This is a genomic window from Mesorhizobium sp. WSM4822 (assembly GCF_055811155.1).
In genome coordinates, this window is sequence record NZ_JBVVQM010000002.1 from 269,413 (window position 1) to 282,476 (window position 13,064).

Annotated in this window: 11 protein-coding genes; all 11 read left to right on the forward strand. The window is 64.4% G+C overall.

The window, feature by feature from the left end; all coding sequences use genetic code 11:
- The first annotated feature begins 23 nt into the window (after positions 1-23).
- A complete protein-coding gene (locus AC0L3E_RS06155; protein ID WP_127271439.1) occupies positions 24-1,010 on the forward strand; it encodes a flagellin N-terminal helical domain-containing protein in 987 nt (328 codons plus the stop codon).
- Between the two features lie 257 nt (positions 1,011-1,267).
- On the forward strand, positions 1,268-2,332 hold the full coding sequence (locus AC0L3E_RS06160) for a flagellin N-terminal helical domain-containing protein (RefSeq protein WP_127270046.1): 1,065 nt from the start codon (positions 1,268-1,270) through the stop codon (positions 2,330-2,332).
- 131 nt (positions 2,333-2,463) lie between these two features.
- The gene (fliF, locus tag AC0L3E_RS06165; RefSeq protein WP_128307491.1) at positions 2,464-4,110 is read left to right on the forward strand and encodes a flagellar basal-body MS-ring/collar protein FliF; all 1,647 of its coding nucleotides are present in this window, start codon (positions 2,464-2,466) and stop codon (positions 4,108-4,110) included.
- 3 nt (positions 4,111-4,113) lie between these two features.
- Entirely contained in the window at positions 4,114-4,740 is a 627-nt protein-coding gene (locus AC0L3E_RS06170; RefSeq protein WP_127322518.1) for a hypothetical protein, read from the forward strand.
- A complete protein-coding gene (locus AC0L3E_RS06175) occupies positions 4,737-6,077 on the forward strand; it encodes a MotB family protein (protein ID WP_473604459.1) in 1,341 nt (446 codons plus the stop codon). Before AC0L3E_RS06170 ends, AC0L3E_RS06175 begins: the two co-directional genes overlap by 4 nt.
- Positions 6,074-7,453 (forward strand): chemotaxis protein MotC, encoded by a 1,380-nt coding sequence (locus tag AC0L3E_RS06180; protein ID WP_473604460.1) that lies wholly within the window; start codon positions 6,074-6,076, stop codon positions 7,451-7,453. The genes AC0L3E_RS06175 and AC0L3E_RS06180 overlap by 4 nt, the downstream gene beginning before the upstream one ends.
- Positions 7,450-8,832, forward strand: coding sequence for a flagellar hook-length control protein FliK (gene fliK / locus AC0L3E_RS06185; RefSeq protein WP_473604461.1), 1,383 nt, complete (start codon positions 7,450-7,452; stop codon positions 8,830-8,832). The genes AC0L3E_RS06180 and fliK overlap by 4 nt, the downstream gene beginning before the upstream one ends.
- Positions 8,762-9,349 (forward strand): transglycosylase SLT domain-containing protein, encoded by a 588-nt coding sequence (locus AC0L3E_RS06190; protein WP_050592657.1) that lies wholly within the window; start codon positions 8,762-8,764, stop codon positions 9,347-9,349. The genes fliK and AC0L3E_RS06190 overlap by 71 nt, the downstream gene beginning before the upstream one ends.
- A 222-nt stretch (positions 9,350-9,571) precedes the next feature.
- On the forward strand, positions 9,572-10,240 hold the full coding sequence (locus tag AC0L3E_RS06195) for a response regulator transcription factor (protein WP_013529780.1): 669 nt from the start codon (positions 9,572-9,574) through the stop codon (positions 10,238-10,240).
- A gap of 79 nt (positions 10,241-10,319) precedes the next feature.
- Positions 10,320-11,579 (forward strand): flagellar hook protein FlgE, encoded by a 1,260-nt coding sequence (locus AC0L3E_RS06200; RefSeq protein ID WP_127322241.1) that lies wholly within the window; start codon positions 10,320-10,322, stop codon positions 11,577-11,579.
- Positions 11,580-11,606: 27 nt separating this feature from the next.
- Positions 11,607-13,061: a flagellar hook-associated protein FlgK gene (gene flgK, locus AC0L3E_RS06205; RefSeq protein ID WP_127271695.1), complete on the forward strand. Its 1,455-nt coding sequence runs from the start codon at positions 11,607-11,609 to the stop codon at positions 13,059-13,061.
- The last annotated feature ends 3 nt before the right edge of the window (positions 13,062-13,064 follow it).

Genomic DNA, 13,064 nt, shown 5'->3' on the forward strand with positions numbered 1-13,064 from the left:
TGTAAAATCAAGGTCCGAGTACCATGTCCAGCATCATGACGAACAGCGCCGCATTGACGGCCCTGCAGAGCCTCAACGCCACCAGCAAATCCCTCACCGACACCCAGGCCCGCATCTCGACCGGCTACAAGGTCTCGCAGGCTTCGGACAACGCCGCTTACTGGTCGATCGCCACCACGATGCGCTCCGACAACCAGGCAATGTCCACCGTTTCGGACGCTCTCGGCCTCGGCGCCTCTAAGGTCGACACAGCCTATACCGGCATGAGTAGCGCGATCGATACGATCAACCAGATCAAGACCAAGCTGGTCGCGTCCTACGGCCAGACGGACGCCTCCAAAGAAAAGACCCAGGTCGAAATCGCCGCCCTTCAGAACCAGTTGAAGGCCTACGCCGATGGCGCCACCTTCTCCGGCACCAACATGCTTTCGGTGTCCACTGCGACAGGCACCGCGGCCGACGTGAAGATTGTTTCGGCCTTCAACCGCGACGCGACCGGCGCGGCTTCGATCTCGACGATCGATGTCAATGTGGAAAGCATCAAGCTGTACGATGCCGGCGCGGCACCAACCGCCAAGGGTATTCTCGACACGGCCCGCCTCGGCACCACGGGCGCTGCTGTTGCCACGGCCTCGGCACCGACGTTGGGCGCTGCCGCAGCGGTTACCGACACCTATTCGGTTGCCTCGCTGACTATCTTCTCGGGTGGCACGGCCGCCAGCGATAGTCAGATCGCGCAGCAGATGAACGTCGTCGATGCCGCGCTCAAGGCCATGACCAACGCCGCCACCACGCTCGGCGCCGCCAAGAGCAGTATCGACCTGCAGAAGACCTTCACCTCGAACCTGATGGACTCCATCGATCGCGGTGTCGGCCAGCTCGTCGATGCCGACATGAACAAGGAATCGACCCGCCTCCAGGCCCTGCAGGTCCAGCAGCAGCTCGGCATCCAGGCGCTGTCGATCGCCAACGGTTCGTCGCAGTCGATCCTGTCGCTCTTCCGCGGCTAATCGCATCCGCCAACTTGCACTAAAATCGGGCCGCGCCAAAAGCGCGGCCCGATTTCGTTTGCTCGGACCGCGCGCAACGCTCTGTCGTTAACTCTCGAAAGGCCGCGTTTAACAGGCTGTTAACCATGTCCCGCTAATTATGGTTAACCAATAGCTTACAACGGTTGGCGAATCGGCCCTACTGGCACGATACCACGGTTGAAGCAGGCCTATCCGGCATGTCTGAGCATGCCGGCCTTTGAGAAGGAGCGACTTTCTTGGCGAGTATCATGACCAACGCCGCGGCGTTAACCGCGCTTCAAAGCCTCAGCGCCACCAACAAGTCACTCGAGCAGACACAGGCCCGCATATCGACGGGCTACCGTGTCTCGCAAGCTTCGGACAACGCGGCCTACTGGTCGATCGCCACCACGATGCGCTCCGACAACCAGGCCCTGTCGACGGTGCAGGATGCACTCGGCCTCGGCGCCTCGAAAGTCGACACCGCCTACACCGGCATGAACAATGTGCTGACAACGATCGGCCAGATCAAGACCAAGCTGCTTTCGACCGTCGGCCAGACGGACGCAGCCAAGGCAAAGACGCAGACCGAGATCAAAGCGCTTCAGGCGCAGATGAAGTCGTTCGCCGATGCGGCCACCTTTTCAGGCTCGAACTTCCTAGCGGTGACCTCAAAGCAGGTTGCGGCCGCCAATGACGGCGTCCAGCCCGACTCCCAGATCGTGTCCTCATTCAATCGTTCCTCATCCGGCGCCATCTCGATCGGGACGATCGATATCGATGTCGAGAGCACCAAGCTTTTCGACTACGGCCTCGCCGCCGAGGTCAAGAATTACGGAACCCTCGATCGCCAGACGTCCATCTATTCCACGGGCGCCGCCCAGACCCTGTACGACAACGCCTATGCGGGCGTGATCGCGGGCGGAGGAACGGACATCGCCGCGAACACCGCCGGCCAGACGGCGGCGGGAGCGGTCGCCAAGGTCGACAATATCTCCGCCTACAACCTCGATATCACGGCACCAGGCATTACCGACGACATCATCACGCAGATGGTGAACAGGATCGATAACGTCATGGCCCAGCTGACCGACTCCGCCACCATCCTCGGTTCCGCCAAGAGCAGCATTGACCTGCAGAAGACCTTCACCCAGAGTTTGATGGACTCCATCGACCGCGGCGTCGGCCAGCTTGTCGATGCCGACATGAACAAGGAATCGACCCGGCTCCAGGCACTGCAGGTTCAGCAGCAGCTCGGCGTTCAAGCGCTGTCGATCGCCAACAGCGCCTCGCAGTCGATCCTGTCTCTGTTCAAGAGCTGATCACGGGCGCCACCGGCGCCGTCCTTCCATCAGATAATCGGGCCGCGCCGCCAGCGCGGCCCGATTTCATTTTCGCACAAGCTTCGAAGACTAGAGTTCCGGCGGACAATCATGCTGGGAGTCGTTGAACCGTGCCGGAACAGATCCAGAGCATCATCTCGAATCTCCGCGGGTTTGGCGTGAAGCGCCTCGCCATGCTGGCGGGCATCGCCGTTCTGGTGATGGGCGTCATCGGCATCGCCTCGGTCTATCTCAACCGCCCCGCCTATGACACGCTCTATGTGGGACTAGACCGCGCCGACGTGAACCAGATCGGCCTGGTGCTGGGCGAAGCCGGCATCGGCTTCGATGTCGGCGCCGATGGAACCTCGGTTCTGGTGCCGGCCGGCACCACCGCTCAGGCCCGCATGCTGCTTGCCGAAAAGGGCCTGCCGACCAGCGCCAATGCCGGCTACGAATTGTTCGACAATGTCGGCTCGCTCGGCCTCACCTCCTTCATGCAGCAGATCACCCGCGTGCGCGCGCTGGAAGGCGAGATCGCCCGCACCATCCAGTCCATATCGGGCATCAAGGCTGCGCGGGTCCACATCGTCATGTCAGAACGGGCCAATTTCCGCCGCGACGAGCAGCAGCCCTCGGCCTCCGTGGTCATCCGCTACGCCGGCATCGACGCCGAGAAGAGCGCCATGTCGATCCGCCATCTCGTCGCCGCCGCCGTTCCCGGCCTGTCGGCAGACAAGGTGACTGTTCTCGATTCCAGCGGCAATCTGCTGGCCGCCGGCGACGATCCTTCCAACACCAGCGCCGCCCGCACGCTCGGCGTCGAGCAGACCGTGGAGGCGCAGATCGGAGACAACATCCGCCGTGCGCTGACGGCCTATCTCGGCCCCGACAATTTCCGCGCCAGCGTCAAGGCCGAGGTCAACACCGACACCCGCCAGACGGAAGAGACCATCTTCGATCCGAATTCCCGCGTCGAACGCTCGGTGCAGTCGGTGCGGGCCAACGAGAACAACAACCAGAAGCAGGCTTCCACTCCGGCCAGCGTCGAGCAGAACCTGCCCGAGACCCAGGCAACCGCCACCGATGGTCCGCAATCCTCCTCGCAGAACGACCGCAGGGAAGAGATCACCAACTACGAGATCAATTCCAAGAAGATCGCCACGGTCTCAAACGGCTACACCGTCACCAAGATGTCGATTGCCGTGGTCGTCAATCAGCAACGGCTGACGGCCATCCTCGGCAAGGACGCCACGCCGGAGCAGATCGCCAAGCGCGTCGCCGAGATCCAGAAGATGGTCACGTCCGCTACCGGCCTTGACGAAAAGCGCGGCGACATCATCGACGTCTCGGCGGTCGAGTTCATCGACGGCCTGGATGGCGAGGCGATCCCGCAGGCGGGAATGCTCGATTCGATCGGCCAGCATGCCGGCACGATGATCAATGCCGGTGCCTTCATCGTCGTGGTGTTCCTGGTCGCCTTCTTCGGCCTGAGGCCGATGGCCGTGGCGCTGACGGCAAAGGCTACTCCGGCCCTGGCAGGTCCCAGCTTCGACGACGTCCAGCGCTCGCTGCCGACGCCGGAGGCAATGGCGGCCACCGACAGTGCCGCGATTGGGACCTTGCCAGGCACACGCCCAGGCCCCACGCCGCTCGACGATCTTCGCCAGAAGATCCGGCCGGCGCCGCAGGACAGGCTTGCCAGGATGGTCGATCTCAACGAGGAGCGCACCGCGCAGATCCTGCGCAAATGGGCCGCCCAGGAAGTGGCGGTGTAAACCATGCCCTCCGTAGCCCTCTTCGACCTTCTGCCTGATTTCGGGACGCGCGCGCAACGTGCCGGCCAGTCCCGGGCAGCAATCGATCCCGAACACAAGCCCGAGACGCCGGCGCCGCAGGCCGATATCGGCACGCTGATCGCCGAGGCGGTTGCCCAGGCGGAGGCAGCGCTGGAGGTCCGCCTGTCGGCTGCGCATGACGCCGCGCTCGAAGCCGAACGCCAGGCCAATGCCGAGGAAGCAAGGATATTTCTCGAAAGCCTCGGCGACGATGTCGGCAAGGCGGTCTCGTTGCGCATCGATGCCATGGAGGCGCGCGTCACCGGACTTGTCGCCGCCACGGTCGCCCGCATCATCGGCGGCATCGTCAGCGACGATCTGCAGAAACGTTCGATCGAGGCATTGGCCGGCGCCATCCGCGAAGCGGTCGGCGATGCTGAAGCGGTGCGCATCGTCGTGCGCGGCCCGCTCTCGATGTTCGAAACACTGAAGGCGTCGCTCGGACCCGGCGCCGCCAATCTCGATTTTGTCGAGGCGCCAGGTTTCGACCTGACCGTCGCCATCGACGAAGCAGTGTTCGAGACGCGCATGGCCGAATGGTCGACGGCCCTCTCGGAGGTCCTGGCATGAGCGTCGCAGACGCCGACCACGGCCGCCACGAGATCATCATCGTGCGGCGCAGCCATGACGACCATGACGAGGCCCACCATGGCGGCGTCTGGAAGATCGCCTTCGCCGACTTCATGACGGCCATGATGTGCTTCTTCCTGGTCATGTGGCTGATCAACGCCGCCAACGAGCAGACCAAGGCAGCCGTCGCCAGCTACTTCAACCCGGTCAAGCTGGTCGACCGCAATTCGAGCCGCAAGGGCTTGGAGGATCTCGGCGACGGTCCGCGCGCCATGGGGCTGACGGCCGACGATCCGCAAGAGGCGACCAGCAAAGCCGGACAGAACGGCAATGCCGGCGCGGGCGCGTCGGACCACAAGCAGGACAAGCAGGAGCCGCAACAGGCGGAACGCTCCGACGACCATCTCTTCGCCGACCCCTACGCGGTGCTTTCGGAAATCGCCGCGGATACCGGGGTCATGCAGAATGTCAGCCAGAAAGGCGACGGCGGCGTGCAGGCTGCCGGCCCGGCTACCGGCGCCTCCGGTGGCGCCTCCTACCGCGATCCCTTCGAGCCGGATTTCTGGTCGCAGCAGGTAGCGGCGCCCGGCGCCGAAGCCAGCGCCGAGCGCACGAAGATCGAGGGCGATCCGGCCAAGCCCGGCGACAAGACCGCCGAAACCCAAGTGCTCAAAGTCAAAGCCGTGCCGCCTGTCGCCGCACCGCTCGAGCCGCTGGCTAAGGACGCGACCGGCAAGCAGGCCGCGAACCCTGCCACGGCAATGGCCGGCGAGACCAAGCCGGACGGCACCACGGTCGCGGGCGCAGCCAAGGCAGAGCCTGAGGCGCAAAAGGCCGCCAAGCCCGACATCGGCGAGAAGGCGCCAACCGCGGCTGCCGTCAAGGCAGCTGCCGACGTCAAGCGGCAGCTGGCCGATGCCTTCAAGCCCGGCGACAAGCTGCACGACGGCGTCTCGGTCGAAGCCACCGACAAGGGGATCGTCATCTCGATCACCGATCAGCTCGACTTCGGCATGTTCGAGGTCGGCTCGGCATTGCCGAGACGCGAACTGGTGCTGGCGATGGAGAAGATCGGCCGCATCATCAACAGCCAGAAGGGCACCATCAGCATCAACGGCCACACCGATGCCCGGCCGTTCCGCGGCGACAGCTACGACAATTGGCGGCTGTCGACGGCGCGCGCGCATTCCGCCTACTACATGCTCGTGCGCGGCGGCGTCGACGAACGCCGCATCACCGAGGTCGCCGGCTTCGCCGACCGCCAGCCGAAGGTAGCAGCCGATCCATTGGCGGCCGCGAACCGTCGCATCGAGATCCTGATGGCGACCGGCGGATGAAGCGAGCGGCCGTCACCCGCCGGTTGATTGGTTTGTTGCTGCTGGCCGGCGGACACCCGTCGGCCGGTTTCGCCCAGGACGCGCTGCAGCCGTATCAGCTGGTGCGCTCGCTGCAACTCATCCAGGACCGCATAGCCGCCGGCGATCATGCCGCCCTGCCGATGCAGGCCAAGCTGCTGGAGATGGCGGATGCGCGCTTGCGGGCGGCGAATGCCGAGGACTACAAGGATCCCAAGAACTTTCGAGCCCTGCTTGTCTACGGCATGAGCGGCGGCAACCCGGTGACCGTCGAAGCGGCCACGTCGCGCGCTACGACGGATCCGCAAAGCCTTGCCATCGCCAAAGGCGTGATTGATTACCTCAACGGCCGGCCCGGCGAGGCTATCGAAGCCTTGAGGCCGATCGATCCCATGGCGCTGCCTCCGGATCTCGGCGCCTTCCTCGCTTTGGTCAAAGGCTCACTGCTTGCCGGTGATCAACCGGCGACCGCACTCCGTCTGCTCGACGAGGCAAGATTGCTCAGCCCCGGCACGCTGGTCGAGGAAGCGGCACTTCGCCGTTCGGTCGGCCTTGCAGTCGCGCAAGGCGATGCGGCACGCTTCGCCCTTGCTTCCACCCAATATGTCGAGCGCTACCTCTATTCGCCCTATGCCAGCCAGTTCGCCGACTCCTTCGTCTCCGGCGTCATCGCGCTGCACATGTCGATCAGCCAGGACAAGCTGGGCGACATCACCTCGATGATGGATCCCGAGCGCGAGAAGGTGATCTATCTGCGCATCGCCCGCCGGGCCGCGATAGACGGCCTGAACGACTTGTCGGCCTTCGCTTCGGCGCGGGCGGAACAGGGCCGCGACGGCAACACCAATCAGGACGATCCACGCGCCCTGCTCTATGCCAGCCTTTCCACCGTCACCTCGGGGACAATCGAGGACGTTCGTGCCAAGCTCGGCAAGATCGACCGCAGCCGGCTGTCGGAGGGTGACCGCGCTTTGCTCGACGCCGCGCAGGCCATTGCCGGCGAGGTCGTCGCGCCGCCCACCGCCCTTCCGGCGGAAAAGCCTGCCCCAGTTCCTGCCGCCGCCGCGCAGCCGGTGCCCGAGATCGCCACGGCGCAAGGCGCCGATGACAGTGGCCTACCACCGGTCGAAGGCGCCATCTCGGAGCAACCCGCCGTCACCGCGGCCTCCAGCGGACCAGCCGCCAATGCGCCGGACACGGCAGCAGCGGCATCCGCCGACCCTGCGACTGTCATGCCGGCGTCGGCACCGTCACCCGCAGCCGGTCCAGAGCCCGCCGATCCGACCGACGCCGCCATGACCAGAACACGTCGACAGCTCGACCTGATTGACCAGATGCTTGGAGCCGCCCCCAAATGACCACCAGCCTCGGCTCGGCCTTGCCAGGATTTGCCTCCACGCGCGCGACGTCGGAGCAGCCGGCCGCGAACGGCAGGAACGATGACGCCGGCTTCGGCAAGATGCTGCGCGACGATGCCGGTGCTGCCCGCCCGGAACGGCAGCCGTCGACAGAGGCGGGATCGCGCGACCAGCGCTGGAGCAAGCTCGCGGCCGGCCTTGCCGGGCATGACGCCAAGGCCGAACCAGCATCGGCCGAGCCCGCAAGGACCATCTCGGCCAAAGTGGCAAACGTGAAAACCGGCAAGGACGATTTGGAAGCAAACGCGAAGGCCGACGCTGAAGAGACGGCGCCGGACGCCGAGCCGCTTCAGGACGACCTGCCGCTGCTGATCGCGTTTCATGACCTGCGGCATTTCTCGACAACGGCCAAGGCAGCCGGAGGCAATACGATGACCGGCGAGAATCCGTCGGACCCGGCGCTCGATGGGCAGGCTTCACTGCCAAAGACCTACCGGCCAAAATCCGCAGGCGGACGCGAAGCACTCGAAACCATGCCGAAGCCGGAGCAGGCGTCGATCGTCGACGGGCCTTTGACGGCGCTTGACGGTCAGTCACTGAGCGCTGCCTCCAGCGCGCCAGAACGCGACGCCGCGGCGGCGGCCCAGAAGCTGCCGGACGCACCGGCCGCCGATGTGCCCGGCGTGCGGTCGAAGCACGCCGCGAATGCGATGAAGAGCATCGAGGATGTCCAGTCCTCGATGCGTCCCGAAGCGGGAAAACAGTCCCTGCCCACTGCGCGCATCGACGTGGTGTCGGAACGGAGCTTCCCCGCACTGCCGCAGAGTCCTATCAGCCAGGCAGCCCTCAATGTGATCAACGCCATAGCCACCGACGCCGGGCCGCAAAAGGCGCTTTCAGCCTCACCCACGTCCACCCATCTGGCCAGCTCTGTTGCCGTTCCGACACATGTGTTGAAGATCGAACTCCACCCCGCCGAACTCGGCATGGTGACGGCCAATCTTCGCCTCTCCGGGGAACAACTCTCGATTGAGCTGAAGCCGGAAACGCACGACGCTTATCGTCGGCTGTCGGCCGACAGCGAGGCCATCGTCAAGTCGCTGCGGGGGCTCGGCTTCGAGGTTGACAAGGTCACGATACTGCAACCTTCGGTAGCAGTTCCCGCTACAACCCGGGCGGATGCAACCGCTCCTATGGCGGCGGCGACAGGCCGCGATCCAGCATCCTTTCAACCGGGGAATTCGGGCAGCGGCAATGGTGGAGCCGGCGGCCAGCAACCGGGCCAGCAATCCTCAGGGAAACGCAACGATGACGCGCAGGACTACGGCCGCGGCACTTCGCCTGCTCGCGAGCGCGCTGGCGGCGATATCTTTATCTAGCGCGGCAAACGCCGCCGCAGCCGCGGCCAATCCCTGCGAGCCGGAGATCCTGCGCGCCGCCGATCGTTATGGCGTACCCGCCGGCATCCTCTATGCCGTTGGCCTGACGGAGACCGGAAACAAGGGCAGCCTTCAACCCAATGCCTTGAATATAGAAGGAAAAGCAGTCTTTCCGAGGAGCCGGACCGAGGCCCTTGCCGCCTTCGCCAATGCCCGGCGCGAGGGCAAGACCCTGATCGATCTGGGCTGCATGCAGATCAATCACCACTACCACGCATCGCATTTTCGCAGCGTCGAGGACATGCTCGACCCACGCCAGAACGTCGACTATGCGGCGCGCTTCCTGGCCAGCCTTCATGCCCGTCACGAGACCTGGTCTATGGCCGTGGCCCGCTATCATGCCGGTCCCGACAACGACCCGGCGCAGAAGATCTATGTCTGCCGCGTCATTGCCAACATGGTCGCCACCGGCTTTGGAAAATGGACCGCGAACGCCCGCGGATTCTGCAACCCGTAAGCGCATTTCCCGTTACTAATAGACAAACCGTACAACCCGAATTGTTGGTTTGACTTGGTCAGAACTTGCCGCCGAAAGCACATCTGGCCGCCCGCTAATGCAACCGAAACGATTCCAGACTCCCAAGAAACTAGCTACAAGAAATGACGGTTGTTCAGGATTCCCGCCAGCGGATACGCCTCTCTTCACGGGGCAAATGATTTGATTCGGAAGGCGGGGCCGATGATTGTGATCGTTGACGAGCGCGAGCTCGTAACAGAGGGATACAATTCACTTTTCGATCGTGAGGGCATCGCCTGTGCAGGCTTTGCGTCCGGGGAATTCGGTGAGTGGGTGAACTCTGCCGCAGACACCGATCTACGCTCGGTCCGGGCCTTCCTCATCGGCGACTGCCGCGAGGGTTCCATCTCTCCGCGCCAGATCCGCGACCGCACCGGCGCCCCGGTGATTGCGCTCAGCGAACAGCATTCGCTGGAGAACACGCTCCGGTTGTTCGAGAGCGGCGTCGACGACGTCATTCGCAAGCCCGTCCATATCCGCGAGATCCTGGCCCGCATCACCGCCATCCGCCGCCGCGCCCAGGAAGACGTCGCCTACACCGAGATCGGCGCCATGCGCATCTTCATGGACGGCCGCGACCCCGAGATCGACGGTCAGCCCCTCCCCCTGCCGCGCCGTGAACGCCGCATCCTCGAATATCTGGCGAGCAATCGCGGGCGCCGTGTCACCAAGACCCAGGTTTTCAACGCCATCTACGGCATCTTCGACGAAGAGGTCGAGGAGAACGTGGTGGAAAGCCACATCAGCAAACTGCGCAAGAAGCTGCGCGAGAAGCTGGGCACCGACCCGATCGATTCCAAGCGTTTCCTCGGCTACCGGCTCGTCTTCTGATGCAGCGCCGCGCCAGCCTCGCGCAAGAAAACATGCGTAGCCTCGTAGCCAGCAGCATGGACACAGCGGAGACGTTTCGATGAGCCTCTACGGAATGATGCGGACCGGCGTTTCCGGTATGAACGCCCAGGCAAACCGCCTATCGACGGTCGCCGACAACATCGCCAATTCCGACACCACCGGCTACAAGCGCTCCTCCGCCGAATTCTCGACGCTGGTCATGCCGTCGACCGGCGGTGCCTACAATTCCGGCGGCGTCACCACGACGATCCGCCAGGCGGTCAGCGATCCGGGTGTGCTTCAGTACACGACCTCGGTTTCCGACCTTGCCGTCAGCGGCGATGGCTTCTTTGTCGTCCAGGATCCGAGCGGCACCCCCTACCTGACCCGGGCCGGCGCTTTCGTTCCCGACGGTCAAGGCAGACTTGTCAACTCGGCCGGCTTCCAGCTGATGGCGTACAGCTACGACAACGGCGTACCGGCAGCGACGGTCAATGGCTTCGAGGGGTTGGTCCCGGTTGTCATCTCCGACCAGGGAATGACCGCAACGCCGAGCACCGAGGGCAGCTATGCCGGCAACCTGCCGGCCGGCGCGACACCGGTCGCGACCGCCAACCTGCCCGCCGCCAACGCTGCGACCGCGCAATACACGTCGAAATCCTCGATGGTCGCCTACGACAATCTCGGCAACAAGAAGCTGCTCGACGTGTATTTCACCAACACCGGCGCCGGCACCTGGCAGGTGGCGGTCTTCGATCAGTCGAAGGCCACCGCTGGAACATCGTTCCCCTACACCGCTGGCGGCTTGCTGGGCTCGGCCAACCTGACCTTCGACACCACCACCGGCAAGCTCACCGGCACGCCCACCGGCGTTTCATTTACCGTGCCGAACGGCGCCACCCTCAATCTCGATCTGTCTGCGCTGACCCAGCTTGGCGCCGGCTTCACGGTTTCCGATGCCCAGGTCAACGGCAACGCGCCGAGCACCATCGACAAGGTCCAGATCAGCAAGGACGGCACCATCTACGCACAGTACAAGGACGGTTCGACCAAGCCGCTCTACAAGATTCCGCTGGCCGACGTGCAGAGCCCGGACCAGCTCACCGCGCTGCCCGGCAACGTCTATTCGCAGGGCACCGAGTCCGGCGCGGTTCGTGTCGGCTTTGCCAATGAAGGCAAACTCGGCTCCATCATCTCCGGCGCGCTCGAGAATTCCAACGTCGACATCGCCGAAGAACTGACCAACATGATCGCGGCGCAGCGCAGCTACACCGCCAATTCGAAAGTCTTCCAGACCGGTTCCGATCTGATGGACGTCCTTGTCAACCTGAAGAGATAAGACGGGCGTCGCCCGCGAAAGACCCGCATGTCACTGTCTACCGCATTGAGTATCGCCCAGTCGGCGCTTATGAACACCGCGCGACAGACAAGCGTTGTCTCGCGCAACGTCGCCGACGCCTCCAATCCGGACTATTCGCGGCGCCAGGCCGTCGTCACCAGCACGGCGCCGGGCGCGCGTTCGGTCGATATCCAGCGCGCAGCCAACGAGCTTTTGTTTCGCCAGAATCTCGGCGCGCTATCGGCCTGGAGCGGGCAGAACGCGCTCTACAGCGGCATGGATCAGCTGGGCGTCGCGGTCAATGGCGTCGACAATGCGTCCTCGCCCTCGACCGCGATCGCCAACCTGCAGCAGGCGCTGCAGCTCTACGCCACCTCGCCCTCGAACCAGAACCTCGGCGCCTCGGTCATCGACGCCGCCAAACAGGTCGTGCGCTCGCTCAACGAGGGCTCCAAGGCAGTCCAGGATTTCCGCACCCAGACCGACGGCCAGATCGCCACCGCCGTCGATGACCTGAACTCGCTGCTCAGCCAGTTCCAGGATGCCAACACGGCGGTCATGTCCGGAACCCGTTCCGGCACCGACGTTTCCGATGCGCTCGACCAGCGCGACGCGCTTTTGAAGAAGATTTCGAACTATGTCCCGGTGTCGACCTTCACGCGAGGCGACAATGACATGGTCATCACCACCGGCGACGGCACGACGTTGTTCGAGACGATACCGCGCACGGTCACCTTCGCGGCGTCGGCAGGCTATACCGCGGGTGCCGCCGGCAATGCCGTTTACATCGACAACGTGCCGATCTCGGCGGGAGCCGGCGGCAACACCAGCGCCAGCGGCACGCTTGCCGGCCTGCTGCAATTGCGCGACGGCGTCGCCTCGACCATGCAGAGCCAGCTCGACGAGACCGCGCGTGGCCTGATCACCGCTTTTGCCGAGACCGCACCCTCGATGGCCAATGCCGCCGGCCTGTTCACCTGGTCGGGAGCGCCGGCCGTGCCGGCCGCCGGCACGCTGGTCACCGGCCTTGCCGCGTCCATCAGCGTCAATGCAGCGATGGACCCGAGCACCGGCGGCAACCCGACGCTGCTGCGCGACGGCGGCGCCAATGGTGCGGCCTATGTCGCCAACACGGGCGGCGGCGCGTCCTATTCCACCCTTCTGGTCGCCTATGGCGACCGGCTCGACCAGCCGATGACTTTCGACCCCGCCGCCGGCGTTTCGGCAACCTCCAGCGTATCCGACTACGCCGCCAGTTCGATCGGCTGGTTCGAGGGCGTGCGCCAGCAGGCTTCGACCGCCTCCGATGCCAAGGAAGCACTGGCATCGCGCAGCGCAGAGGCGCTGTCCAACGCGACCGGGGTCAATGTCGACCAGGAAATGTCGTTGCTGCTCGACCTCGAACACACCTACCAGGCATCGGCCCGGATGATGAAAACCGTCGACGACATGCTGACGGCCTTGCTTAACGCGGTGGGATAATTC